This window comes from Rathayibacter festucae DSM 15932 (assembly GCF_004011135.1).
In the GTDB taxonomy this organism is placed as follows: domain Bacteria; phylum Actinomycetota; class Actinomycetes; order Actinomycetales; family Microbacteriaceae; genus Rathayibacter; species Rathayibacter festucae.
The window spans coordinates 3417382-3442238 of the sequence record NZ_CP028137.1 but is presented as its reverse complement, the minus strand read 5'-3'; the positions used below and the strand labels follow the sequence as shown (position 1 = coordinate 3442238).

Genomic DNA, 24857 nt, shown 5'->3' with positions numbered 1-24857 from the left:
GAACGCGTGCACAAGTGGCATCTCGCGGCGGGGGATCAGCCGGCGATGACCGCGCGCGCCACCGACTCGGCTCGGGCCGCGTCGCCCGTCACGAGCACGCGCCACCACGTGTCGTCGGCCAGCACGTCGACCTCGCACGAGCCGCCGCCGCAGCCCGAGAGCGCCCGGTCGCCGAGGCCGTCGAGCGGAGTCAGCGTGACGGCGAGCCCGGTCGTCAGGGACAGGTTGCGCCAGCCGTCCTCGCCGTTCGGCAGCACGTCGACACTCAGACCCGCGTAGCTGCTGCTGGTCGCATCGGTCCAGGTGCACCAGGCGTAGCCCGCGCGAGCGGCGGCCGCGGCGGAGGCGGTCGACGGCGCGACGCCCTCGGTCCCGCTCCCCGGGGTCGCGTCCACGAGCCCGGCCGTCGCGGCCAGCTGCTCGCCGGTCAGCACCTCGGCGCAGACCGGAGCGGTGGCGGTCACCGGCTCGTCGAGCCGGCCGCCGGCCGCCGCGGCGGTCGCCGTGGCGAGGGCCGCGAGGTCGGCGTCGGCCGGCGAGCCGGTCAGCGCGAGCGTGACCCAGGTCGAGCCGGTGAGCAGATCGACGGAGCAGATCTCGACGGAGCAGGCGCTGTAGGCCTCGACGTCGGTCGCGAGTCGCGTTCCGCCGGAGAGGCCGGCCGCAGCGAACGCGTCCGCGGCGTCCTCGGCGGCCGAGGCGGTGATCGACGCCGTGCCGTCCTCCTCGTACCAGGCGCAGGTCAGCAGCCCACCGTTCTCCTGCGCCGACTCGCGGATCAGCTCGGCCGAGGAGCGCACCGTCTCGTCCCGAGTGCCCTCGAGCGAGCCGGCCGCGATCCCGAGGGCGCTCGACGCGCGGGCGACCGGCAGCAGGGCGTCGCAGTCGAGCCGGGCGGCGGAGGAGCGACTCGGCGTCGGCGACGCGGCCGCGGAGGCAGGAGGAGTCGCGGAGGGAGTCGCGGACGCCGTCCCACTCGCCTCCGGCTCGGCCGCCGTGCAGCCCGCGAGCAGGCCGGCCGCGACGAGCAGCGCCGCCCCCGCCCCGACGGCGCGCGCCCTCACGCGGCCAGCTCGCGCTCGATCGCCGCCGTGAACGCGTCGATGTCGTCCTCGCTCGTGTCGAACGAGCAGACCCAGCGCACCTCGCCCGTCGCCGGGTTCCAGTCGTAGAAGCGGTAGGCGGCGCGCAGCCGGTCTGCGACCCCGGCCGGCAGGGTCGCGAACACCGCGTTCGCCTGCGTCGGCTGGGTGAAGGCGAGCCCGGTGATCCGCCCGGCGGCCACGGCCCAGTCCAGCTGCGAGCGCAGCCGCGCCGCCATCGCGTTCGCGTGCCGGGCCGAGCGCAGCCAGAGCGGCTCCGCCTCGCCGTCCTCGCCGAGCATCGCGAGCAGCTGCGCCGAGAGGAAGCGCATCTTCGAGGACAGCTGCATGTTGGTCTTGCGGAGGAACGTCAGCCCGCTGGACGCCTCGGGGTCGAGCACGACGATCGCCTCGCCGAGCAGCATCCCGTTCTTGGTACCGCCGAAGGACAGGACGTCGACTCCGGCGTCGCTGGTGAAGGCGCGCAGGGGCAGCCCGAGGGCCGCTCCGGCGTTCGCGATCCGCGCTCCGTCCATGTGGAGCCGCATCCCCCGTTCGTGGGCCTGGTCGGCCAGCGCGCGGACCTCCTCCGGCGTGTAGACCGTGCCGAGCTCGGTCGACTGCGTGATCGAGACGACCAGCGGCTGGGCGCGGTGCTCGTCGCCGAAGCCCCAGGCCTGCTCGTCCACGAGCGCCGGCGTGAGCTTGCCGTCGGGGCTCTCGACGGTGAGGATCTTGATCCCGCCGACCTTCTCGGGGGCCCCGCCCTCGTCCGAGTTGATGTGCGCGGTGCCGGCCGAGACGACCGCTCCCCAGCGGGGCAGCATCGACTGCAGACCGGTCACGTTCGCCCCGGTTCCGTTGAAGACGGGGAAGGCCTCGGCCTGCTCGCCGAACTCGCGGCGGAAGACGCGCTGCAGCTCCTCGGTGTAGACGTCCTCGCCGTAGGCGACCTGGTGGGCGCCGTTCGCCGCGGCGATCGCGGCGAGCACCTCCTCGTGCACGCCGGAGTAGTTGTCGGAGGCGAAGCCGCGGAGGTCGGGATCGTGCAGAGCGCTCATCCCCCCATCCTCGCAGTCCGCCGCGGATCGATCCTGGTGGCGGGCGCCGTCGCTCCCTGTGTTTCCGGCATGTGAACGGACCATCCCCTGAAAGCCGATTGCCGTCAAGAAGTTGGTATCGCGTGGGAGGCAGGCCACTCTTGTCCTATGCGCATGGACACTTCGGGGGCGGTCCGCGACATGCCCGCCCCTCCCGGGGTGGACGAGATCGCGGCTCGCTTCGGCGATCCCGTCCTCGCGTTCGCCCCGCAGCCCCGTCTCGAGGAGTTCGCGGCGGCGCAGACCATGGCGCTCGGACGCTTCGTCGAGATCTCCCTCTCCTACTCGTTCTTCAAGAATCCGCGCAACCGGGCCGACCCGGTCAACCACGTCCCGCTCACCCCGGAGCAGAAGCGCGCGATCGAGCGTGCCGAGAACGACCACCTCCCGCCGTGGATGGTCGATCAGGTCACGCGGATGCGCTACCCCGTGCTGTGGGAGGCGGTGCGCACCTCCGTGCCGATCCCCGCCGAGCGCAGCCGCCCGCTGGAGTCGCGACTCGCCGCGCACATGGGCGACGTGCTCCGGAACACCTTCCCCGGCCGCGTCCGCACCCGCCGCGGCGGCATGCCGGTGGTCGCCGCGGCCCTGCGCGACGAGGACGTCGTGCGCGGCGTCCCGGTCGTCGTCGACGGCGAGGCGCTGCGCGGCTACCGCGTCGACACCGACCCCGACGTGGTCGCCATCGGCGCCCGGGTCGACGGCCGCTACATGACCGTCGTGCTCGACCGGAAGATCGTCCCCGACATCCGCATGGAGTTCGTCCGTCGAATCCCGCCACGTCCTGCCCCGGCCCAGCCGCGGCGCTGACGCCCGAACGGGCACGAGCGCCCGGTGACGGACGCGATCGGGCCGGCGCGCGGACCGGAACGGTCAGGACCGCCCCGGCACCGCGATCCCGTGCTCGTAGGCGAAGACGACGGCCTGGATGCGGTCGCGGACGCGCAGCTTCATCAGGATCTTCGACACGTGGGTCTTCACGGTGGCCTCGCCGACGTAGAGCTCGGCGGCGATCTCGGCGTTGGACGAGCCGCGGGCCAGGTGCACGAGCACCTCGCGCTCGCGGTCGGTGAGCTCCTCGATGCCGGGGTGCACTTCGGCGCGGGCCGGCGCCGTCGCGAAGCGCTCGAGCACGCGGCGCGTTACGTCGGGTGCGAGCATCGCGTCGCCGCGGGCCACGACCTGCACGGCCTCGACCAGCTCCTCCGGCGACGCGTTCTTCAGCAGGAAGCCGCTCGCTCCGGAGGACAGCGCCTCGAAGAGGTAGTCGTCGCGGTCGAAGGTGGTCAGGATGAGGACGCTGGAGCACAGCCGCGGATCCTTGACGATCTCTCGCGTCGCGGCCAGGCCGTCCATCCCGGGCATCTGCACGTCCATGCAGATGACGTCCGGGCACAGGTCGGAGGCCCGCTCGATCGCCTCGATCCCGGTGCGGGCCTCGCCGACGACGACGATCCCGGGCTCGGACTCGAGGATGGTGCGGAAGCCGGCGCGGACGAGCTCCTGGTCGTCGACCAGCAGCACCCGGACATCGGCCGTCATGCGCGCCCCCCGCTCGCTCGCTCCCGGCGCCCCCACGACACCTCGGACGACGCTACCTGCTCCCCGGACCCCGCGCGGACGCTCGTCAGAGGGACGCGGGCACGCACCAGGTAGCCGGAGCCGCTCGGGCCGGTCTCGACCGTGCCGCCGACGGCCGCGGCGCGCTCGCTCATGCCGGTGTGCCCGAGCCCGCAAGACGTCGCGGCGACGGGATGCGCGCCCTCGCCGCCGTCGTCGGAGACCTCGAGCTCGACCGCGTCGTCCAGGTAGCGCAGCCGCACCTCCGCGGTGGCCCCGCGGCCGGCGTGCTTGCGCACATTGGTGAGCGACTCCTGCGCGATCCGGTAGAGGCTGAGACCCACGGTCGCCGGGATGTCCCGGGGCTCGCCGACGGTGAGGAACACGGCGGGCAGACCGGAGCCGGCCGCCGCGAGGACGAGCTCCTCGAGCTGCGCCACCCCGCGGGTCGAGGCGGCGTCGGTCAGCGGGTCGAGGGCGGTGTCCTCGGCGCGGAGGGCGATCAGGATGCGGTGCAGCTCCTCGATCGCCGAGCGCGCGTCGCTCTCGATCGCGCTGAGCGCCGTGGCCGCCCGCTCCGGATCGCGCGCGAGCACCCGCCGAGCAGCCCCCGCCTGCACGCCCATCACGCTGACGTGGTGCGCGACGACGTCGTGCAGCTCGCGGGCGATGCGCAGCCGCTCGGACGACACAGCCTGGCGCGAGGAGCGCTCCCGCTCGTCGTCGAGCTCGGCGGTGCGCGCCTCGAGCGCCTCCAGCCGCCGCGCCGACTGCCAGGACGCGTCGCCGAAGACGTAGGCGCTGCCGAAGTAGAGGAGGTTCGCGACGACGGCCAGCGCCGACTCCGCGACGTAGGGCGGGAGCAGCCCGGCCGACTCCTCCGCCGGGAGCGGACTGCTCACCGGGGCGCCGGTGGCGAGGGTGACGATGAGCCAGCCGAGCATGCCGACGGCGATGACCGTGCGCACGACGAGCGCGAGACGCCGGTCGCGGCTCCAGGCACCGACCGTGTAGAGGGCGAGGTAGAGGCAGATCTGGTTGAACAGCGACTCCGGCACCTGGAGGATCAGCCCGAGCGCGTAGACGGCGGTGAGCGCGACCGCCACGGTCGACGGGAAGCGCCGGCGGAGGGCGAGCGGGAGGGTCATCGCGAGCGCCCAGAGCGTGCTCACGGCGGGGTGCGCGGCGTCCGTGAAGCCCGCCGAGGCGTAGAGGGCGACGGAGACGAGGGTCGCCACCAGCAGGACGCCGGCGGCGACGGCGTCGCGGACGTAGGCGGAACGGGTCGGCGCTCGCCGAGTCCAGCCCGCATCGAAGGGGTCGGCAGCGACGGCGCCAGGAGGCATGCGCCCCACGCTAACCGACGACGGTCGGGCAGGCCGCCGAGCGAGTCGCCGCATGACGCTCCTCCCGTTCCGGTCGTGCACGTCCCCATGCTGGTCGAGTAGCCGCCGGAGGCGGCGTATCGAGACCCGGCGTGCTGGTGACGGTGGATCTCGATACGCCCGCTGCGCGGGCTACTCGATCAGCATGGGCGGGGCCGCTGCGTGGTCTGCTCGATCAGCATGGGCGGGGCCGCTGCGCGGGCTACTCGATCAGCGCGGGTCGCGCCCACTGCCCGGCCCGCCCGCGCGGTCAGTCGCGCCCGGTGATGCCTGCGGTCGACGCGATCACGTCGCCCATCTTCTTGCCGAGGGCCTCGTAGAACATCGACAGCGGGAACTCGTCGTCCAGCACCGCGTCGGTCAGCCCGCGCGGAGCGCCGAGGAGCACCTCGTCCGGCAGCCCGCGTGCCCAGGCGGAGGCGGGGTGCGGCGTCACCGTCGCCGCGACCAGCGCGTAGGCGGCGAGCCAGTGCGCGGTCTTCGGCCGGTCGATCGAGCGCCAGTAGAGCTCGTCGATGGCGTCCGAGAGCGCGACGACGACGTCCGCGACGCTGTCCCACTCGAAGGCGAGCCGGGTGTCGGTCCAGTGCAGGACGCCGTGCTGGTGCAGCCAGGCGAAGAGCAGCTGGCCGCCGAGCCCGTCGTAGTTGCGCACCCGAGAGCCGGTCAGCGGAAAGCGGAAGAGCCGGTCGAAGAGGATGGCGTACTGGACCGTGCGCGCCCGCGCCGCGAGCGCCTCCTCCTCGCCGTCGCGGTGCTCCTGGCCGGCCAGGCGCCGCTCGATCGCGACGGACTCGCGGAACGCGGTCAGATCGCAGCGCAGCTCCTCGAGGGAGTAGAGGAAGAACGGCATCCGCTGCTTGATCATGAACGGGTCGAACGGCAGGTCGCCGCGCATGTGGGTGCGGTCGTGGATGAGGTCCCACATCACGAAGGCCTCCTCCGCGGTGTGCTGGTCCTCCAGCATTCGACGCGCGTCCTCCGGCAGCTCGAGCCGCGTGATCTCCGCGGCGGCGGAGACGACGCGGCGGAAGCGCGCGGCCTCGCGGTCGGCGAAGATCGCGCCCCAGGTGAAGGCGGGGACGGCGCGCATCGCGACCGTCTCGGGGAAGAGCACGGCGCTGTCGGTGTCGTAGCCGGCGGTGAAGTCGACGAAGCGGACCGGCACGAACAGCGCGTTCGAGTAGTCGCCCGCCTCGAGCTCCGCGACGAAGCGCGGCCAGACGACCTCGACGAGCACGGCCTCGACGTGGCGGTCGCGGCTGCCGTTCTGCGTGAGCATCGGGAAGACGACCAGGTGGCGCAGGCCGTCGACGCGGTCGAGCTGCGGCTGGAACGCCTGCAGCGAGTCGAGGAAGTCCGGGACACCCAGCCCCTCGGCGCTCCAGCGCTCGAAGTCGACGACGAGCGCCTCGAGGTAGGCGGCGTCGTGCGGGAAGGCGGGCGCGAGGGTGCGGACAGCGTCGATGAGGCGCTCGATCTCGGCGCGGGCGTCCTCGAGGCGGTCCGGGTCGGCCAGCGAGCCGTCCTGCGCCTGCAGCGGCTGCAGTCCGGTGGCCGCGGCCTTGAGGCGGAGCCAGGCGCGGGAGGTCTCGACGCGGTCCTCGACGACCTCGGGTTCTCCGACGACGGTGCTCTGCACGAATTGCGACATGGTGATCCTCCTCACGCTCGTATAACCGGGTGGTTCGGGCCGGATCCGGCCCATCCCCGAGCGTATGGGCCGCGGCGCGCGCTTTTCTTGCGTGGGCCCGGAGCGAATCCGCGAGGTCGGCGATCACGGCGCACGACTCCGCCGAAACGGCCCTCTCTGCGCGGATCGACGGGGGAATCGGCGCGCGATATCAGCCCGCGACCAGCCTTTTCGCAGGTAGCACCCCCCGTCCGGGGCTAGATTCGCAAGGTTCCCGCCAAGGCTCCTCCAAGGGGTCGAAGATAGGGCGGACATCTCGGCTGCCCACACCCGGCGGCCATCCGATCGACCTGCGACTCCGAACACCTGGCGGAGCGGCAGGGCGTCGGTCCACCTTCAAGAGGAAGGATCGGATCGCGTGACGGGACCCGAACCCGGAAGCGACCACAGAACAGTCAGCATCGATCAGCACTCCGAGACCCTCCGCCTCCTGCCCTGGCCGCAGGCGGACGTCACCGCACTCCGCAGCGATCTCGCGGAGTCCGGAGAGCGTCTCGAGACGGAAGACGAGTTCCTCGACCGGCACGACCGCTACCTGCGCGGTTGGGCCGAGGGGAGCGAATTCTTCTACGCGATCGAGCTCGACGGGCACTGCGTCGGCTCCATCGGCTATTGGTACGGCCACTCGCGTGGCACCCTCGCCTACGAGACGGGCTGGAGCATCGCTCCCGCAGCCCGCGATCGCGGCGTCGTGGCGCGCTCGGTGCGCCTGCTCCTCGAGGAGGCGGCGGCGTTCCCGCTGCCGCGCTTCGTGCACGCGTACGTCCCCGCGGACGACGCCGAGGACAGCGCGATCTGCGTCGAGGCCGGCTTCGACCGCGTCGACGTCGTGGAGGCCGGCGACCCCCCGGTCCTCTACGCCGACTGGGCGTTCGACCTGGCCGACGTCGCGTAAGAGCGGCGCGCTCGCGCCCGCGATGGGCCGATCATGCTGATCGAGTAGCCCGCGCAGCGGGCGTATCGAGATCCACCGTTCTGCAGAGCGCGGGGTCTCGATACGCGCTGCGCGCTACTCGACCAGCATGATGGCGCGCTGTCGCGCCCGTTCTCTGCGCGCTCCGCGCCCGAATCGCGCGCTGTCGCGCCCGTTCCCTGCGAGCTTCGCGACCAGCAGGGGTGCCGGGATGTTCACGCGTCTCGGCCGCGCTGGGCCCGTCCATGCTGATCGAGTAGCCCGCGCAGCGGGCGTATCGAGATCCCCACCGCCGTCGACTGGGCATTCGACCTGGCCGTCATGGCGTCGGAGCGGCGGGCCGCATCACCGAGCATCTCGGGTGCGATGCGACGCTCCGCGCCATCGCGCCCCGTCGGTCGCCGCGGAGCTACCATCCCCGGATGGTCAGGAGCATCTCGACGGGCGCCCGCGCGCGAGCTGCTGCTGCGCTCGTTCTCGCTGTGTCGGGGCTCCTCGCCGGGTGCGCGGACACGCGAGTCGAGGAGGCGAGGCCGGTCGACGGACCGGCGTTCTCCGGCCCCTGGGCGGCGGAGTTCCGCTCGCACTTCGACGACGCCGCGTCGGACTTCGAGCGTGGCGTTCTCGCTGACGGCGAGATCACCGACCAGGAGTACTCGGAGATGACCGACCGCTTCTCGGGCTGCCTCGAGGCCGCGGGGTTCGACTTCTCCGGTTTCGGACGCGACGGCTCCTACTCCGCCACGCCACTCTCGCCCGTCGATCCCGACACGTCTCGGCAGGTCACCGACGACTGCGGAGTCGAGTCGGGCGAGCGGACCATCGGCGCCCTGTACACGTGGATCACCCGGAATCCGGAGAACGTGGACGAGGCGTCGATCGTGGTCGACTGCCTGCATCGGAAGGGGCTGGTCGGCGCCGACTACACGGCGGAGGACTGGACCCGCGAGAACGCGGTGTCCTCGCTGCCCGCCTCGATCCCGGCCGATCGCAAGGGCGAGTACGAGGAGTGCGCCGGCGATCCGCTGGGGCTCGTCGATGGCTGAGCCGGTCCGGGCATGAGGCCGTCGCGGGCCGCCCGCCTCTCGCTCGGCGTCGTCATCGCGGTGCTCCTCGCCTCGGGCGGCGCGGGGGCCGCACTCCTCCTGGTGACGCCGACGGTGCCCGCGAGCCTGGCGGAGTCGTCCGGTCCGGAGACGGTGCCCGTCCCGTTCGAGGAGTTCGCCGATCCTCGCCAGGTCGAGGCCGGGTTCGAGCGGGCAGCGGACGTGTCCCTCGTGTCCGCGACGGAGGGGCTGCTGACCGCTTCGGCCTGCCGCGCAGGCGAATCGTTCTCCTCGGGCACGTCGTCCCTCGCGGTCGACGGCGCACCCGTGCTGTCCCTCGCAACGGCGACGCCGCTCTGGCGCGACCTCGTGAAGGGCGACAGGGGTCCCGACGTGCGCGCCCTGCAGGAGGAGCTCGTCCGCCTCGGCTCCCCGCTGGTCGCCGACGGGGTCCTCGGTGAGGGTTCGATCCGCGCGATCGAGCACCTCCTCGAGGAGGCGTCGGGGGAGGACGAGCAGCTCGCGGCGATCCCGCGGTCACGGCTGCTCTGGATCCCACGACCGACGGTCACCACGGCCTCCTGCGGGCTCTCGGTGGGCGGCCCGGTCGAGCGGGGGAGTGCCGTCGCCGTCGTCGCCGGTGGGATCGCGGCGCTGCGTCTCCCCTCCGTCCCGGCGGACGTCCTGCCGGGCGAGCGGCGGCTGCTCGTGGACGACGCGGTGCTGACGCTCTCTCCGGAGGGCGCGGTCACCGCCGAGGCCGACCTGCGATCGTTCGCGGCCACGGTGTCCGCCCGGTCGGCGCTCGCGACGGAGGGGACGACGACCGTCCGCGCGGAGTACGTGCTCGCGAACCCCGTCCGAGTCGGCGTGGTGCCGCCGTCCGCCCTCTTCGCGTTCGAGGGCGAGCGCGGCGGCGTCGTGGCGGACGGCTCCCCGGCCCGCGTCGAGGTCGTCTCCTCGGAGCTGGGCCGCTCGGCGGTCGTCTTCCCCGACGGGGAGGAGCCGGCCTCGGTCGCGGTCCTGCCCGAGGCGCGGAGCTGCGGGTGAGGGTGCACGGGCTCGGGCACCGCTTCGAGCGCGGCCCCTGGCTCTTCCGCGGGCTCAGCGCGGACTTCCGGGTCGGCGAGACCTGCGCGGTCGTCGGTCCGTCGGGGTCCGGCAAGAGCACGCTGCTCGCGCTGCTCGCCGGCTGGGTCGAGCCGACCGAGGGCGGCGTCGATCGAGCAGCACACGAGCGGATCGGCTGGGTGTTCCAGAACCCGCACGGCGTCGCCCGGCGGTCGGCGCTCGATCATGTCGCTCTGCCGTTCCTCGCTGCGGGGCGCTCCGGCGTCGAAGCCGATCAACTGGCGGCGGGACTTCTCGACCGGTTCGAGCTCCGGCATGCGGCCGACCGCGCCTTCCGCGAGCTCTCGGGCGGCGAGGCCCAGCGGCTGATGCTGGCCAGGGCCCTCGCGGCGCAGCCCACCCTCCTCCTCATCGACGAGCCGACCGCCCAGCTCGACCAGCGGACGGCGCAGACCGTGAACCGGGCGATCGCCGAAGCCGCGACGCCCGACTGCGCCCTCGTCGTCGCGACGCACGATCACGGCACGCGCGACTCCTGCACGACGGCGCTGGACCTCACCGCGCACTCCGGAGGCGGGCAGTGAGGGTCTCGAGCCTGGTCCGCGAGGCCTGGCGCAACGTCTCGACCGGCACCTCGCGTGCGCTGCTGCTCTGCGCGTGCGTCCTCCTCGTCGCCGTGCCGATCCAGATCGCGGACCTGGCGGTGACGCGGCAGCACGTGCGGGAGGCGGAGGCGTACCAGCGGGCCGGCGCCTCCGTGCAGACGCTCGCCGCGCCGGGTCGGATCGACGGGGAGGCGTGCGCGGCGCTCGCCGGCTCGGCGACGGTGCGGGCGGCCGGAGCGGTCCGCGCCGCCACGTCCGATCTCGTCACGGCCGTGCTGCCCCGCTCGCCGATCCCGCTCTTCGAGGTCACCGCGGGCGTCCCCGAGATCCTCCGAGCCGCGGCGGTGCCCGGGACCGGCGTGGTCCTCGGACCCGAGGCCGCGGACACCGTCGGGCGCGGCGGCGACCTCGCGCTCGCCAGCGGCGGCTCGGTCGCCATCCGCGGAGGCTACGACTATCCGGACGACGGGCGGCGCCGCGGCTTCGGCTACGCGGCCCTGGCGGGTGCTCCGGCCGGCGAGCGGCCCTTCGACGAGTGCTGGATCGACGCCTGGCCGCAGAGCGAGACCGTCCGGGCCCTCCTCCTGACGACCGTGCTGCTCGGCGAGAGCGCTCCCGACGATCCGGCGCCCGTGCTCGCACCGCTGAACTCGCGCCTCGGTGCGGCCTTCGACGGCGGGGCTCGCAACGCGGACCGGGTGACGCTCGCCGCCGGGCCGCTCGCGGGACTGCTCGTGCTCGCGGCGTGCTGGGCGGTGACGGCCCTGCGCCGGGTCGAGCTCGCCTCGGCCCTGCACTCGCGGGTCCACCGGGTCGAGCTGCTGGCGGTCCTGCTGATGGAGTCGCTCGGGTGGCTGATCCCGGTCGGCTCGGCGGGCCTCGCCGTCGCACTGTTCTTCTCGAGCACCGGTCCGCCCGTCGACGCGGCGGCGACCCTGATCCAGGGCCTCCGGACGCCGGCCGTCGCCGTGCTGGGCGCGGCGACGGGCGTCCTCCTCGGCGTGCTGACGACCCGCGAGAGGCACCTGTTCCGCTACTTCAAGAACCGCTGACGGCGTCGCGGGTGCGCCACCCTCTGCAGGGGGTGGGGTCTCGATACGCGCTGCGCGCTACTCGACCAGCATGTTGGCGCGCTGTCGCGCCCGTTCTCTGCGCGTTCCGCGACCACATTGCGCGCTGGCGCGCCCGTTTCCTGCGCGCTCCTCGCCAGCAGGGGTGCCGGGATGTTCACGCGTCTCGGCCGCGCTGGGCCCGTCCATGCTGATCGAGTAGACCGCGGAGCGGGCGTATCGAGATCCACCAGCGTCAGAAGGACGAGTCTGCAGACCCGCCCTGCTGATGACGGCGGGTCTCGATACGCCCCTGCGGGGCTACTCGACCAGCATCAGTGCGCGCCGTCGCGGCTCGCGTCAGAGGCCGTGGGACGCCAGCCACGGGCGGAGGGCCGCGAGGAACTCCTCGGGTCGCTCGACGCTGGGGAGGTGGGCGGCGTCCTCGAAGACGTGGGCGTCGGCGCCCGGCACGGTCGCCGAGAGGAAGGCGTGCACGGGGAGCGACTCGGAGACGTCGAGGGCGCCGACCATCGCCAGCGTGGGCACGGCGATGTCGACGACGCGGTCGTAGGCGGGCGGCTCGATCGCGGTCGGCCGCGGCTTCTCGCCCTCGTGGCCGGCGCGGCCGCGGGCGAGCTCGCGCACGGTCTCGACGAACGCGGGGTCCAGCGAGGCGGGATCGCGGTCGGGGCCGAACGCCCACAGCTCCGCCTCCATCCGCGCGACGCGCTCGTGGTCGCCGGCGGTCAGCACCGCGTCGATCTCGTCGAAGCGGCGGTCCTCCTCCTCGGTGAGGTCGGGGTAGGGGAAGCCGCCGACGCCGGGGGCGATCAGCACCAGGCCGGTGACGCGGTCGGGGTGCTCGAGCGCCAGGTCGAGGACGAGCGAGCCGCCGCGCGAGCAGCCGATCACCGTCGCGCGCTCGACGCCGAGGTGCTCGAGCACGTCGAGGGCGTCCTGCCGCGGGTCGAACTCGACGTCGTCCGTCCGGGTCTCGCCGAAGCCGCGGGTGTCGTAGCGGATGACGAGGTGGTCCTCCGCGAGCGCGGGGACGACCGGGTCCCACATCCGCAGGTCGGTGATGCCCGCGTGCACGAGCAGGAGGGCGGGGGCGGAGGCGGGGCCGTCCGACTCCCAGTGCAGGGTCGCTCCGGGGACCTCGAGATGCGGCATGCGCCCACCGTAGGCCCGGCCCCGCGACGGGGCAACGGGCGGCGCCTCCTAGGCTGGACGCGGCGCGCCGACCCGCGCCGACGATCCCAGCCCGCGAGCCGCCCGGCTCCGCCGACGAGACGGAGGACGCCGTGGAGGGAGTGCTCACCGGGTTCGCGATCATCGGGACGGTCATCGCGGTCGGCTACCTGATCGCCCGGTTCGGCCTGGTGCCGCCCGAGGGCCGCGCCGTCCTCACCCGCATCGCCTTCTTCGTCACCACGCCGGCGCTGCTGTTCACGGTGCTCGCCCGCGCCGACGTCTCGGTGCTGTTCTCCTCCTTCCTCCTGGTGTCGCTGATCACGGTCGCGATCGTGGCGGTCCTCTATCTGGTCGCGTCGCGGCTGTTCTTCCGCCGGCCGGTGCCGGAGACGGTGATCGGCACCGCAGCCTCTTCCTACGTGAACGCCAACAACATCGGCCTGCCGGTCGCGATCTACGTGCTCGGCGACCCGCAGTGGGTCGCGCCGACCCTGCTCCTCCAGCTGCTGCTGCTCGCGCCGACGATCCTCACCGTGCTCGACGTCTCGACGAGCGGGCGCGCCTCCGTCACGGGCATCCTCACCCAGCCGCTGCGGAACCCGATGATCATCGCCTCGGCGCTCGGCCTGGTCGTCTCGGTCACCGGTGTGCAGCTGCCGGCGCCGCTGCTCGAGCCGTTCTCGATCATCGGCAACGCCTCGATCCCGCTGGTGCTGATGGCGTTCGGGATGTCGCTGCGCGGGCAGCGGCCGCTCGAGCCGGGGCCCGGGCGGATCGAGGTCGCCGTCGCCTCGCTGCTCAAGACGCTGGTGATGCCCGCGACCGCCTATCTGCTCGGCCGCTTCGCCTTCGCGCTCGACGCCGAGCACCTCTTCGCGGTCACCGTGACGGCGGCGCTGCCGACCGCGCAGAACATCTTCAACTTCGCCTCCCGCTACGACCGCGGCGTCGCCGTGGCGCGCGACACGGCCCTGGTGACCACCGTCACGGCGGTGCCCGTGCTCATCGCCGTGTCCCTCCTCCTGGGTTGACGACGGCGCGGATCGACCGCCGTCCGCGGGCGGGCGTCGCTTAGGCTCTCTCGAATGAGCACCACGACGACCTCCTCTCGCCGCGCCTCCGGCACCCCTCGCCGCAGCAGACGGGGCCTCTGGATCACCCTGACCGTCCTGCTGGTCCTCGTGATCGGCGCGGTCGTCGCCGCGTTCCTCGCGGTGCAGACCTACGAGAAGGCGATGACGGTGCGCGCCAAGCTCACCTCCGCCATCCCGCTGGTCTCCCAGGTCGCCGACCAGCTCACCGGCTTCGACACGGCGGGCGCGGAGTCGACCGCCGGCCAGATCGCCACCCTCACCGGCGAGGCGCGCGACGAGACCGACGACCCGGTGTGGCGGGTGATGGAGATCGTGCCGTTCCTCGGCCCGAACCTCTCCGCCGTGCGCGCCGCGACCGAGATCGCGGACGACGTCTCGGGCAAGATCGTCACCCCGCTCTCCTCCACCTCGCTCGACGTCCTCAAGCCGGTCGACGGCAAGGTCGACATCGCCGCGATCACCGCGCTCTCCGACAAGATCACCGTCGCCAAGGGCGTCGTCGACGAGGCGCAGGCCCGCGTCGAGGGGATCGACCGGGGCGCGCTCGTGCCGCAGGTCGCCTCCGCGCTCGACGCGTTCGCCCCGCAGCTCGAGACGGCGACCAGCGCGATGGACCAGGTCCAGCCGATCACCGCGATCCTCCCCGACGCCCTCGGCGCGAGCGGACCGCGCAGCTACCTCGTGCTCTTCCAGAACCTCGCCGAGGCGCAGGCCCTCGGCGGCGGCGCCTCCTCGGTGATGCAGCTGAACATCGACGGCGGAGCGATCACGGTCGGCACGCAGCAGTCGAGCCAGGACTTCCGCGGGCTGCAGTCGGTCACGGTCGACCAGAGTGCGCTCGACACCTTCGGCGGCAACCTCGCGACCACGTTCAACGTGTCCACCAGCCGCCCCGACTTCCCGACCGCGTCCTCGATCGCGACGCAGTTCTGGGCGCAGAAGTTCCCGGAGCAGAAGATCGACGGCGTGCTCGCGATCGACCCGATGGCGCTGCAGTACCTGCTCGCCTCGACCGGGCCGGTGACGCTCACCGACGGCACCGAGCTGACCAGCGAGAACACCGTCTCGACGCTGCTCAACAAGGTCTACTTCCGCTACTCGGACGCGACCGTCGCCGACGCGACCGACGCGTTCTTCTCGGAGGCCAGCGCCACCGTCCTCGGCAAGATCCTCGGCGGCGACATGGAGCCGTCGAAGATGCTCCCCGCCGTGGTGAAGGCCGTCGGCGAGAGCCGGATCCTCGCCTACAGCACCGACCCGGACGAGCAGGCGCTGCTCGCCCCGACCCCGATCGCGGGCGTCCTGCCGACGGACAACGACGACACCTCGACCACCGGCGTGTTCTTCCAGGACGCGTCGATCGGCTCGAAGATGGACTACTACCTCGACACCGCGGTGACCCAGTCGAGCACGAACCGCTGCGCCGCCGGTGGCACGAGCTTCTCCACCCAGGTCACGCTGACGAACACCATCACCGAGAAGGTCGCGCGCACGCTGCCCAAGTACGTGGCGGCCAACGGCGGGAACCGCTTCCCGCTCGGCGACTTCGTCACCAACGTCTACGTCTACGGCCCTCCCGGCACCACGACCTCGTCGGCGCAGGCCTCCTGGTCGGACCCGCTCGGCGGCGCGGCCAGTGTCCTCGAGCCGTCCGAGGACCTCGGGCGTCCGGTCGCGCGCGTCGCGGTCCAGCTCGCTCCCGGCGAGTCGACGACGGTGACGGTCGGCTTCACCGCCGCCGACGCCGCCGCGACCTTCGGCGAGCAGGCCGTCCGGGTCACGCCGATGATCAACAAGACCGAGGTGACGCTCGCGGACGACCCGACCTGCGCAGGCTGACGGCGGGGCGGCCGGTGGACGGCCGCCCGGCTCAGGCCAGCGCGGAGCCGGGGATCGAGCTGGTGACGAGCCAGGACGCGAGGAACGCGGTGCCGACGCAGAGCACGAAGGCGACGATCGGGATCCAGAACACTCGGCGGCCGACGAGGTAGCGGATGATCGTCACGCCCACGGCGATCAGCGTCAGGATCGGCGGGCCGATCAGGGCGAGCGAGACGCCCCAGTCGATCCGGTCGTAGTCGCAGGCGATGTTCTGCCCCTCGCACTGGCCGGGGAAGACGGCGAGGATCGCGGCGAGGTAGCCGAGCACCACGCAGAGCAGACCGAGCGCGAGGCAGCCGAGGATCGAGAGCACCAGGTCCCAGCGGCGGCGCAGCGGCTTCCCGGCGGCGAAGGTCTCGCGGACCGAGCGGTACGCCTCGGTGCGGAACTCGTCGTGCGCCCGCGCCACGGCCGGCCGGCTCGCGGCGGCGCGCTCCGCCGTGGAGGGGCGCCGCGGTGTCGAGGGGCGCTCGGCGCTCGAGGGCTGCTCGGCCCGGGCGCGCTTCTTCTTCGAGGAGGCCACGGTCAGAAGATCATCGGGCGGTCGTCGTCGAGCGAGGTGTCGAGGTCGAGGTCGACCACCACGGGGACGTGATCGCTCGGCGCGTCGCCCTTGCGCTCGTTCCGGTGGATGGAGGCGCCGGTCACCAGGTCGCCGAAGGCGCGCGAGCCGAGCACGAAGTCGATCCGCAGCCCCTCGTTGCGCGGGAAGCGCAGCTGCTTGTAGTCCCAGTAGGTGTAGCCCTCGGGGACGAGCGGGCGCACGACGTCGTGCAGACCGGCGGCGGTGAAGGCCTCGAAGGCGGCGCGCTCCTCAGGGGAGACGTGGGTGGATCCGGGGCCGAGCGTCGGGTCGCCGACGTCGCTGTCGAGCGGGGCGACGTTCCAGTCGCCGACCAGCGCGAGCGGCAGGTCGGGCTCGGCCGCGAGCCAGGCGCGGGTGCTCGCCTCGAGGGCCGCGAACCACTCGAGCTTGTAGTGCCAGTGCGGGTCGCCGACTGCGCGGCCGTTGGGGACGTAGAGGCTCCAGACCCGCACGCCGTCGACCGTCGCGCCGATCGCGCGGGCCTCGAGCGGGAAGGAGCCGTCCGCGGCGGGCTCCTTGGCGAAGCCGGGCATCCCGGGGAAGCCGACCTGGACGTCCTCCATCGGCAGGCGGGAGGCGATGCCGACGCCGTTCCACTGGCTGAGGCCGACCATCTCGACGTGGTAGCCCGCCTGGGCGAAGGCCTCGTGCGGGAACTGCTCGGGCTTGCACTTGAGCTCCTGCATGGCGAGGACGTCGACGTCCTCGCGCACGAGCCAGTCGACGACGCGGCCGGTGCGGGCCCGGATGGAGTTCACGTTCCAGGTGGCGATGCGCATTCCGGAAGTCTAGGAGCCGCCGCCGACAGGTTCCCCGCACGGGGGCCGGGCGCGCGGTCTCCTCCTGCCGGCCGATTGCGGAACCGGTGTCGGTGGTCGATGGTTGTCTTGCGCCGTCCCTGAAGCGGCCGCTCCTCCGCGCCGCTCGGCCCGAGCCCCGAAGCTCCGGCCGTCCCCGTGCTCGGCCGATCCGCCTCTCGCGGACCCGGCCGCCCTCTCCCGCCCCGCCTCGACCGGAGGACCCATGATCCTGCTCCGTCTCGCGTCCTCGTACGCGAAGCCCTACTCCCGGTCGATCGCGGCGGTCGTGGTGCTCCAGCTGATCGCGACCCTCGCGGCGCTCTACCTGCCGAGCCTGAACGCCGAGATCATCGACCAGGGCATCGGCCAGGGGGACACCGACTTCATCTGGGCCACCGGCATGACGATGCTCACGGTCTGCCTGGTCCAGGTCGCCGCGGCGATCGGCGGCGTCTACTTCGGTGCGCGCACCGCGATGGCCGTCGGCCGCGACCTGCGCCGCGACGTCTACCGCCGGGTCGACTCGCTGAGCGGGCTCGAGGTCGGCCGCTTCGGCACCGCCACCCTCATCACCCGCGGCACGAACGACGTGCAGCAGGTGCAGATGCTCGTGCTGATGACGCTCAACTTCATGGTGTCGACGCCGATCATGTGCATCGGCGGGATCGTCTTCGCCCTGCGCGAGGACGCCGGGCTCTCCTGGCTGGTCTGGGTCTCGGTGCCCGTGCTCTTCGTCGTCGTCGGCGTCCTGGTCTTCCTGCTGCTGCCGCTGTTCCGCCTGATGCAGGACCGCATCGACGGGATCAACGGCGTGCTGCGCGAGCAGATCACCGGCATCCGCGTGGTCCGCGCCTTCGTCCGCGAGCCCTTCGAGTCGGAGCGCTACCGCCGCTCGAACGAGGCGATCACCGAGGTGTCGATCAAGGTCGGCAACATCTTCGTGCTGATGTTCCCGGCGATCATGATGATCCTGCACCTCGCCACCGCCGCCGTGCTCTGGTTCGGCGGGCACCGGGTCGACGCGGGTCAGATGCAGATCGGCTCGCTGACCGCGTTCCTCCAGTACCTGCTGCAGATCCTCACCGCCGTGATGATGGGTGTCTTCATGGTGATGATGATCCCGCGCGCCGTGGTCTGCTCCGAGCGCATCCAGGAGGTCCTCGACACCCGGACCAGCCTCACCACGCCGACCGGCGGCGTCGAGGCGCCGACCGTCGGCCGCGTCGAGTTCTCCGGCGTGGTCTTCGGCTACCCCGGCGCCGAGCGCCCCGTGCTCTCGCAGCTCGACCTCGTCGCCGAGCCGGGCCGGACGACGGCCATCGTCGGCTCGACCGGTGCGGGCAAGACCACCCTGCTCGGCCTCGTGCCGCGGCTGTTCGACCCGCAGGAGGGCTCGGTCGCCATCGACGGCGTGCCCGTCTCCTCGCTCGACCGCGCGCAGCTCGCGAAGGTCGTCGGGCTCGTCCCGCAGCGGCCCTACCTGTTCTCGGGCACGATCGCCTCCAACCTCCGCTTCGGCCGGCCCGACGCGACCGACGCGGAGCTCTGGGAGGCGCTGCGCATCGCCCAGGGCGAGGACTTCGTCCGCGCCAAGGAGCGCGGGCTCGACGAGCCCGTCTCGCAGGGTGGCACCAACGTCTCGGGCGGGCAGCGGCAGCGGCTCTGCATCGCGCGGGCGCTCGTCGCGAAGCCGCGCGTCTACCTCTTCGACGACTCGTTCTCCGCGCTCGACGTCGCGACCGACGCGCGCCTGCGCGAGTCCCTCGCCGAGGCGACCACCGACGCGACCGTGATCATCGTCGCCCAGCGCGTGTCGACCATCCGGAACGCCGACCAGATCGTCGTGCTCGACGCCGGCCGCATCGTCGGCCGCGGCACGCACGACGAGCTCCTCGAGACGAACGCGACCTACCGCGAGATCGTCGAATCCCAGCTGAGCGTGGAAGGGGTGGCCTGAGATGGCACGCGCACGCGACACCGAGGCCCAGGCGGCGCCGGTCGCCGAGACCTCCGAGCTCGAGCCCGAGTTCGAGCCCGGCGAGGGCGACGGCGGCATGTTCGGCGACGGGCCGCCCGCCCGGAAGGCGCAGAACTTCTGGCCCTCCGCCAAGCGGCTGTTCAGCCTGCTCGGCCCCGAGCGCGCCCGGATGATCCTCGTCGTCGCGCTCGTGTCGGCGTCGGTCGTCCTCACCGTCATCGCGCCGAAGATCCTCGGCCAGGCGATGGACACCATCTTCAACGGCGTCATCGGCTCGCAGCTGCCGGCCGGCGTCCCGCTCGAGCAGATCATCGAGCAGCAGCGGGCCGAGGGCAACGGCACCTTCGCCGACATGCTCTCCAAGACCGCGATCGTGCCCGGCGAGGGCATCGACTTCACCGTCCTCGGGCGCCTGATCATCATCGTGCTGCTGATGTACGTCGTCGCGTCGGTGCTGATGTGGGCCCAGGGCTACATCCTCAACGGCCTCGTGATGCGGGTCGTCTTCGGTCTCCGCCAGGACATCGAGGCGAAGATCAACCGCCTCCCGCTGCGCTACTTCGACACCCGGCAGCGCGGCGACGTGATGTCGCGGGTGACCAACGACGTGGACAACATCCAGACGGCGCTGCAGCAGGCGTTCTCGCAGCTCGTCCAGTCGGTGCTCACCATCATCGGCATCGCCGTGATGATGTTCATCGTCTCCTGGCAGCTCGCGCTGATCGCGCTGGTCTCGATCCCGCTGTCCGCCGTGATCGCCGGCGTCATCGGCGCCCGCTCGCAGAAGCTCTTCGCCGCGCAGTGGAAGAACACCGGCGCGCTGAACGGCCACATCGAGGAGACGTTCTCCGGCCTCGAGATCGTCCGCACCTTCGGCCGCGACCGGGAGATGCTCGAGGAGTTCGACCGCCGGAACGACGCGCTCTACTCGGCCTCGTTCGGCGCCCAGTTCGTCTCGGGCATGATCATGCCGGCGATGACCTTCGTGTCCTACCTCTCCTACGTGCTGATCGCCGTGGTCGGCGGGCTGCGGGTCGCCTCGGGTCAGCTGACCCTCGGCGACGCGACCGCGTTCATCCAGTACTCGCGCGAGTTCACCCAGCCGGTGACCCAGCTCGCGAGCATGGCCAACATGCTGCAGTCGGGCGTCGCCTCGGCCGAGCGCACCTTCGAGCTGCTCGACGCGGACGAGCAGGAGCCGGAGACCGCGGTCGACTCGCTGCCCGAGCGCACCGACGGCCACGTCGAGTTCCAGGACGTCTCCTTCTCCTACGACCCGGAGCAGCCGCTGATCGAGGGACTGACCTTCTCGGCCCAGCCGGGCCAGACGGTCGCGATCGTCGGGCCGACCGGCGCCGGCAAGACCACGCTGGTCAACCTGGTGATGCGCTTCTACGAGCTCACGGGTGGGCGGATCCTGCTGGACGGCGTCGACATCACCCGGATCGGCCGCGGCGACCTGCGCTCGCGGGTCGGCATGGTGCTCCAGGACGCCTGGCTGTTCCAGGGCACGATCCGCGAGAACATCCGCTACGGCCGCCTCGAAGCGACCGACGAGGAGATCGTCGACGCCGCTCGGGCGACGATGGTCGACCGCTTCGTGCAGCAGCTCCCCGACGGCTACGACACGGTGCTCGACGCCGAGGGCGGCAGCGTCTCGGCCGGTGAGCGCCAGCTGATCACGATCGCCCGCGCGTTCCTCGCCAACCCGTCGCTGCTGATCCTCGACGAGGCGACCTCCTCGGTCGACACCCGCACCGAGCTGCTCGTCCAGCACGCGATGGCGGCGCTGCGCACCGACCGCACCTCGTTCGTCATCGCGCACCGCCTCTCCACGATCCGGGACGCCGACACGATCCTGGTGATGGAGGCCGGCCGCATCGTCGAGCAGGGCGCTCACGAGGCGCTGCTCCAGCGCCGCGGCGCGTACTACGACCTCTACATGACCCAGTTCCGCGGGGGAGCCGAGGAGGGACAGGGCGAGAAGGCCGGTGCGACGCGCGCGGGCGGGGCCGAGTCCGCGCCGTAGGCGTGCCCCGTAGAGTAGGCGCGTGACCGACGCACGCCAGCAGCTCATCGAGTACATCGGCTCCGACGCCGTCTTCCACGGGGACTTCACCCTGACGAGCGGCAAGAAGGCGAGCTACTACGTCGACCTGCGGCGCGTCAGCCTCGACCACCGGGTCGCTCCGCTCATCGGCGACGTGATGCTCGACCTGATCGCCCCGATCGAGCGCGTCGACGCCGTCGGCGGTCTGACCATGGGCGCCGACCCGATCGCGTCCGCGATCCTGCACCGCGGCGTCCTCCGCGGACTCGAGTACGACGCCTTCGTCGTGCGCAAGGCCCCCAAGGACCACGGCCGCGGCCGCCAGGTCGAGGGCCCGGACCTCGCAGGCAAGCGCGTCGTCGTCGTCGAGGACACCTCCACCACCGGCGGCTCCCCGCTCGCCGCGATCGAGGCACTGCTGAAGGTCGGCGCCGAGATCGCCGGAGTCGCCGTCGTCGTCGACCGTGCGACCGGGGCACGCGAGATCATCGAGGGCGCCGGCTACCCCTACTTCGCCGCGATCGGGCTGGCCGACCTCGGGCTGAGCTGATGGTGGACGACGACGGCCGCGAGCGCGGCGACCAGCCCGGCGGCGGGCGTGACGAGCAGCCCGAGCGCCGTGCCGGCGGCAGCGAGTGGCTCCTCGAGCAGCTGAGCGGCGGCCGTCTGAAGAGCATCTTCGACGCCCCGCGCACCCCTGCGCCCGAGGCAGCGCCCGCGGCAGCGCCCGCGACCGAGGCAGTGCCCGCCGAGGAGGAGCAGCCGGCGGAGACGCAGGACTCGACCGAGGCCGAGCAGTCCGCTGAGGCGGAGCGCCCCCTCTACGCCGAGCGCACCATCGAAGCCGAGCGGTCCGTCGCGGCCGAGCAGTCCGTCGTCGAGCAGTCCGTCTTCGAGCAGTCGGTGGACGAGCAGTCGGTGGACGTCGAGCGCCGCGCCGGGTCCGAACCGGCCGTCAGCACCGAGCAGTCAGACGAGACCGAGCGAGCCGATGAGGCCGAGCAGGCCGGCCCGATCGAGCAGGCCGGTGAGACCGAGCAGGGCGGTGAGACCGAGCAGGACGGCCCGTTCGAGCGCCCCGACGCCGACGAGCGCCCCGTCGGTGCCGAGCAGTCCGTCGAGGACGAGCGTCCCGTCGAAGACGAGCGTCCCGTCGAGCCCGAGCAGCGCGTCGACTCCGAGCAGCGGGTCGATTCCGAGCAGCAGGCCGATGTCGAGCAGCCGGTCGATGCCGTGCGACCCGTCGAGCCCGAGCCCGACTCCGCTCGCGAGACCGTCGTCGAGCCCGACCCCGCTCCCGCGCCGCCGACCACGGGCGCGGCGCCCACAGGGGACGACGGTCGGACGCCCGTGGAGCCCGCGTCCGATCCCGAGGCGGATGCCGCCTCCGCGCGCCGCGACATCTGGGCCGCCTTCACCGCTCCCCGGTCGAGGTCCGCAGCGGACGACTCGACCAGCTCGGAGTCCGCTCCCGAGCGACCGGTCACGCCCTCTCCCCGCTTCCCGCTCGGCCCGGTGCTCCCGCAGTCACCGGCCGCCCCGAGCCCCGCCGCCGCTCCCGCGCCGGAGTCGCCGGTCGCGCCGGTCGAGCCCCCGCCCGTCCTGCCCGCGGCACCGCCGATCGACGATCTGCCGACCGCGCCCCCGGCGCTCCGCGAGCGAGGGCGCCGCTCCGAGGCGCGCCGCGACCGACCCGAGGGTGCGACCGAGCCCGAGCCGCGCGAGCCCGCGGCGCCCAACGTGTACCAGTGGCCCGACCCCCGCGGCGGCTGGGACGCACCGCCGGTGTGGGAGGACGTCGTCGCCCCGCGCGACGAGCCCGAGGACGACGGCGGCGACGAGGAGCTCTGGCGCGAGACCGCCGGCGCTTACGCCTGGAACCTCGAGCCGGACGACGACGGCACCGCCTCCGGAGAGCCGACCGCCGAGCCGACCACCGGTGCAGAGGGGACGTCCGGCGAGGACGAGCCCGCCGCCCCGGCCGTCGCGCCGTTCAGCACTCCCGCCCGCGCGCACGTCAACGCGGCCAAGCGCTCGACCCGCAAGCCCCGCGCCGAGAGGCCCCGCGCCGAGAGGCCCCGCGCCGAGAAGCCCGCGACGTCACCGGCCCCCGCTCCCGTCCCCTCCGTCACGAGCGTCGGCGCGTCCGGCCCCGACCGGGCCCGCAGCCGTCGGCGCCTGCTGATCGGCCTGATCGCCGTCGGCGTCGTGCTCCTGCTCGGCGCGATCCTCGCCATCGGGATCGCCGTCGGCTCGAACGGCGACCAGGAGGCCGCGCCGGCCCCGGCCGCGACGACCGCCGCTCCGTCCGAGCCGAGTGCGACGCCCACCACCGCGCCCACCGCTGCCCTGCCCACCGTCGGCCCGCTGCCGGCCGGCAGCTACGCCTGGACGGCGCTGCTGGGCGGGGAGTGCCTCCAGCCGTTCGACACGGTCTGGGCCGAGCAGTTCACGGTCGTCGACTGCGCCACCGCCCACACCGGCGAGATGGTCGCGACCGGTGAGCTGACCGACGCGGTCTTCCCGGGTCAGGACGCGCTGGCCGTCTCGGTCTCCTCGCTCTGCCAGGCGCAGGGCGTCGTCGACGTCGCGGGCGCCGAGGCGTACGGCGACGTGCAGGTGTCCGCCTCCTTCCCGGTGACCCAGGAGCAGTGGGACGCCGGCGAGCGCAGCTACTACTGCTTCGTCGACCGCGCCGGCGGCGGCGACATGCTCGGCTCGGTCGACGGCACCCCGTCGGCCTAGGCCGGGCGGCGCGAGACGTGGACGAGGCCGGGCCCTCCGCCTCCTCCGAGGCGACGACGAACGGCGTGGGGCCGTGGATCGGTCCGCACCCCGACGACGACCGCCTCGATCCCGAGCTGCTCGAGCGCGGCGACTCCCGCAACGTGATCGACCGCTTCCGCTACTGGCGGATGGACGCGATCGTCGCCGAGCTCGACGCGACGCGGCACCCCTTCCACGTCGCCATCGAGAACTGGCAGCACGACATGAACATCGGCTCGATCGTGCGCAGCGCCAATGCGTTCGGCGCCGAGAGCGTCCACATCGTCGGGCGCCGGCGCTGGAACAAGCGCGGCGCGATGGTCACCGACCGCTACCAGCACGTGCAGCACCACGAGACCGTCGCCGACCTCGCCCGCTGGGCCGAGGCGGAGGACGTGCCCCTGCTCGCGATCGACAACGTGCCCGGCTGCGTGCCGATCGAGACGTTCGCGCTGCCGGAGCGCTGCGTGCTGCTGTTCGGGCAGGAGGGGCCGGGCCTCTCGGAGGAGGCGATCGCCGCCTCCGTCGCCGTGCTCGAGATCTCGCAGTTCGGCTCGACCCGCTCGATCAACGCCTCGGCCGCCGCCGCCGTGGCGATGCACGCCTGGATCCTCCAGCACGTCCGCTTCTGACCAGCCGGGCGCCCCCTTCCCCACCCTCCGGCCGCGAGTACGCAGAAGTTGCGGTAGTCGCGCGCCACTACCGCAACTTTCGAGGGGTCGGAGCGTGGTCTGCTGGTGCGCGGCGGGTCCGCGGGAATCGCGGTACCCACGACCGACCACTGCGACTTCCGAGGAGTGGGAGCGCGGCCGCCAGCCGATCCCGCCCGAGTACGCAGTAGTTGCGGTAGTCGCGCGCCACTACCGCAACTACTGAGGAGTGGGAGTGCCGTCTCCCGGGTGGTCCGCGGCGGGTCCGCAGAAGTTGCAGTATTCGCGTGCGACTACCGCAACTTCTGGAGTGCGGGCAGGTCGGGTGGGAGGAGCGACGGGGCCGGGGCG

General features: G+C 72.9%; 21 protein-coding genes. 13 read left to right on the top strand and 8 right to left on the bottom strand.

What is annotated here, in order from left to right:
- Window positions 1-35 precede the first annotated feature (35 nt).
- Together C1I64_RS20185 and C1I64_RS15695 are read right to left on the bottom strand one after the other, a co-directional pair.
- Window positions 36-1064 carry a hypothetical protein gene (locus C1I64_RS20185; RefSeq protein ID WP_164874565.1) on the bottom strand — a complete coding sequence of 343 codons (1029 nt, stop codon included), beginning with the start codon at window positions 1062-1064 and terminating at the stop codon, window positions 36-38.
- Window positions 1061-2143 carry a threonine aldolase family protein gene (locus C1I64_RS15695; protein WP_127887848.1) on the bottom strand — a complete coding sequence of 361 codons (1083 nt, stop codon included), beginning with the start codon at window positions 2141-2143 and terminating at the stop codon, window positions 1061-1063. Before C1I64_RS15695 ends, C1I64_RS20185 begins: the two co-directional genes overlap by 4 nt.
- A gap of 153 nt (window positions 2144-2296) precedes the next feature.
- Here C1I64_RS15695 and C1I64_RS15690 point away from each other — a divergent pair, with 153 nt between their 5' ends.
- Window positions 2297-2992 (top strand): hypothetical protein, encoded by a 696-nt coding sequence (locus tag C1I64_RS15690; RefSeq protein ID WP_127887847.1) that lies wholly within the window; start codon window positions 2297-2299, stop codon window positions 2990-2992.
- 63 nt (window positions 2993-3055) lie between these two features.
- Here C1I64_RS15690 and C1I64_RS15685 read toward each other — a convergent pair whose 3' ends face one another.
- The 3 genes from C1I64_RS15685 to C1I64_RS15675 all read right to left on the bottom strand — a co-directional run bounded on the left by C1I64_RS15685 (window position 3056) and on the right by C1I64_RS15675 (window position 6781).
- A complete protein-coding gene (locus C1I64_RS15685) occupies window positions 3056-3724 on the bottom strand; it encodes a response regulator (RefSeq protein WP_123706238.1) in 669 nt (222 codons plus the stop codon).
- Window positions 3721-5088, bottom strand: a complete 1368-nt coding sequence (locus C1I64_RS15680) for a sensor histidine kinase (protein ID WP_127887846.1) — start codon at window positions 5086-5088, stop codon at window positions 3721-3723. The genes C1I64_RS15685 and C1I64_RS15680 overlap by 4 nt, the downstream gene beginning before the upstream one ends.
- A 289-nt stretch (window positions 5089-5377) precedes the next feature.
- On the bottom strand, window positions 5378-6781 hold the full coding sequence (locus tag C1I64_RS15675) for a DUF6421 family protein (protein ID WP_127887845.1): 1404 nt from the start codon (window positions 6779-6781) through the stop codon (window positions 5378-5380).
- Window positions 6782-7178: 397 nt separating this feature from the next.
- Between C1I64_RS15675 and C1I64_RS15670 the strand changes: the two genes are divergently transcribed.
- The 5 genes from C1I64_RS15670 (at window position 7179) to C1I64_RS15650 (ending at window position 11507) form a co-directional block, all read left to right on the top strand.
- A complete protein-coding gene (locus C1I64_RS15670; protein ID WP_164874564.1) occupies window positions 7179-7715 on the top strand; it encodes a GNAT family N-acetyltransferase in 537 nt (178 codons plus the stop codon).
- A gap of 440 nt (window positions 7716-8155) precedes the next feature.
- Window positions 8156-8779 (top strand): hypothetical protein, encoded by a 624-nt coding sequence (locus C1I64_RS15665; RefSeq protein WP_127887843.1) that lies wholly within the window; start codon window positions 8156-8158, stop codon window positions 8777-8779.
- Between the two features lie 12 nt (window positions 8780-8791).
- On the top strand, window positions 8792-9829 hold the full coding sequence (locus C1I64_RS15660; protein ID WP_127887842.1) for a peptidoglycan-binding domain-containing protein: 1038 nt from the start codon (window positions 8792-8794) through the stop codon (window positions 9827-9829).
- Window positions 9826-10434 (top strand): ABC transporter ATP-binding protein, encoded by a 609-nt coding sequence (locus C1I64_RS15655; RefSeq protein WP_243732897.1) that lies wholly within the window; start codon window positions 9826-9828, stop codon window positions 10432-10434. Before C1I64_RS15660 ends, C1I64_RS15655 begins: the two co-directional genes overlap by 4 nt.
- Window positions 10431-11507, top strand: coding sequence for a hypothetical protein (locus tag C1I64_RS15650; RefSeq protein ID WP_127887841.1), 1077 nt, complete (start codon window positions 10431-10433; stop codon window positions 11505-11507). Before C1I64_RS15655 ends, C1I64_RS15650 begins: the two co-directional genes overlap by 4 nt.
- Before the next feature lie 357 nt (window positions 11508-11864).
- On the opposite strand, the gene C1I64_RS15645 is transcribed toward C1I64_RS15650, so the two are convergent.
- Window positions 11865-12680, bottom strand: a complete 816-nt coding sequence (locus C1I64_RS15645; protein WP_127887840.1) for an alpha/beta fold hydrolase — start codon at window positions 12678-12680, stop codon at window positions 11865-11867.
- A gap of 131 nt (window positions 12681-12811) precedes the next feature.
- Between C1I64_RS15645 and C1I64_RS15640 the strand changes: the two genes are divergently transcribed.
- Both C1I64_RS15640 and C1I64_RS15635 read left to right on the top strand, forming a co-directional pair.
- Window positions 12812-13732, top strand: coding sequence for an AEC family transporter (locus tag C1I64_RS15640; protein WP_123447139.1), 921 nt, complete (start codon window positions 12812-12814; stop codon window positions 13730-13732).
- 54 nt (window positions 13733-13786) lie between these two features.
- Window positions 13787-15634, top strand: a complete 1848-nt coding sequence (locus tag C1I64_RS15635) for a DUF4012 domain-containing protein (RefSeq protein WP_127887839.1) — start codon at window positions 13787-13789, stop codon at window positions 15632-15634.
- A gap of 31 nt (window positions 15635-15665) precedes the next feature.
- Here C1I64_RS15635 and C1I64_RS15630 read toward each other — a convergent pair whose 3' ends face one another.
- Window positions 15666-16199, bottom strand: coding sequence for a DUF6264 family protein (locus tag C1I64_RS15630; RefSeq protein ID WP_123447137.1), 534 nt, complete (start codon window positions 16197-16199; stop codon window positions 15666-15668).
- Window positions 16200-16201: 2 nt separating this feature from the next.
- Entirely contained in the window at window positions 16202-17041 is an 840-nt protein-coding gene (locus tag C1I64_RS15625) for an exodeoxyribonuclease III (RefSeq protein WP_123706017.1), read from the bottom strand.
- A 244-nt stretch (window positions 17042-17285) separates the two neighbouring features.
- Here C1I64_RS15625 and C1I64_RS15620 point away from each other — a divergent pair, with 244 nt between their 5' ends.
- Genes C1I64_RS15620 through C1I64_RS15600 form a run of 5 tightly spaced genes read left to right on the top strand, consistent with a single transcriptional unit; the run spans window position 17286 to window position 24488 of the window.
- Window positions 17286-19019: an ABC transporter ATP-binding protein gene (locus C1I64_RS15620; RefSeq protein ID WP_123447135.1), complete on the top strand. Its 1734-nt coding sequence runs from the start codon at window positions 17286-17288 to the stop codon at window positions 19017-19019.
- Window position 19020: 1 nt separating this feature from the next.
- On the top strand, window positions 19021-21069 hold the full coding sequence (locus C1I64_RS15615; RefSeq protein ID WP_127887838.1) for an ABC transporter ATP-binding protein: 2049 nt from the start codon (window positions 19021-19023) through the stop codon (window positions 21067-21069).
- A gap of 22 nt (window positions 21070-21091) precedes the next feature.
- A complete protein-coding gene (gene pyrE, locus C1I64_RS15610; RefSeq protein WP_123447133.1) occupies window positions 21092-21640 on the top strand; it encodes an orotate phosphoribosyltransferase in 549 nt (182 codons plus the stop codon).
- Entirely contained in the window at window positions 21640-23835 is a 2196-nt protein-coding gene (locus C1I64_RS15605; RefSeq protein ID WP_127887837.1) for a septum formation family protein, read from the top strand. The genes pyrE and C1I64_RS15605 overlap by 1 nt, the downstream gene beginning before the upstream one ends.
- A 17-nt stretch (window positions 23836-23852) precedes the next feature.
- Window positions 23853-24488, top strand: a complete 636-nt coding sequence (locus C1I64_RS15600; protein WP_127887836.1) for a TrmH family RNA methyltransferase — start codon at window positions 23853-23855, stop codon at window positions 24486-24488.
- The last annotated feature ends 369 nt before the right edge of the window (window positions 24489-24857 follow it).

Coding starts and splice junctions, on each gene's coding strand:
- C1I64_RS15645 (WP_127887840.1), bottom strand. CDS start 12,680: ATGCCGCATCTCGAGGTCCCCGGAGCGACCCTGCACTGGGAGTCGGAC.
- C1I64_RS15665 (WP_127887843.1), top strand. CDS start 8,156: ATGGTCAGGAGCATCTCGACGGGCGCCCGCGCGCGAGCTGCTGCTGCG.
- C1I64_RS15605 (WP_127887837.1), top strand. CDS start 21,640: ATGGTGGACGACGACGGCCGCGAGCGCGGCGACCAGCCCGGCGGCGGG.
- C1I64_RS15695 (WP_127887848.1), bottom strand. CDS start 2,143: ATGAGCGCTCTGCACGATCCCGACCTCCGCGGCTTCGCCTCCGACAAC.
- C1I64_RS15685 (WP_123706238.1), bottom strand. CDS start 3,724: ATGACGGCCGATGTCCGGGTGCTGCTGGTCGACGACCAGGAGCTCGTC.
- C1I64_RS15635 (WP_127887839.1), top strand. CDS start 13,787: ATGAGCACCACGACGACCTCCTCTCGCCGCGCCTCCGGCACCCCTCGC.
- C1I64_RS15620 (WP_123447135.1), top strand. CDS start 17,286: ATGATCCTGCTCCGTCTCGCGTCCTCGTACGCGAAGCCCTACTCCCGG.
- C1I64_RS15660 (WP_127887842.1), top strand. CDS start 8,792: ATGAGGCCGTCGCGGGCCGCCCGCCTCTCGCTCGGCGTCGTCATCGCG.
- C1I64_RS15675 (WP_127887845.1), bottom strand. CDS start 6,781: ATGTCGCAATTCGTGCAGAGCACCGTCGTCGGAGAACCCGAGGTCGTC.
- C1I64_RS15625 (WP_123706017.1), bottom strand. CDS start 17,041: ATGCGCATCGCCACCTGGAACGTGAACTCCATCCGGGCCCGCACCGGC.
- C1I64_RS15680 (WP_127887846.1), bottom strand. CDS start 5,088: ATGCCTCCTGGCGCCGTCGCTGCCGACCCCTTCGATGCGGGCTGGACT.
- C1I64_RS15690 (WP_127887847.1), top strand. CDS start 2,297: ATGGACACTTCGGGGGCGGTCCGCGACATGCCCGCCCCTCCCGGGGTG.
- C1I64_RS15615 (WP_127887838.1), top strand. CDS start 19,021: ATGGCACGCGCACGCGACACCGAGGCCCAGGCGGCGCCGGTCGCCGAG.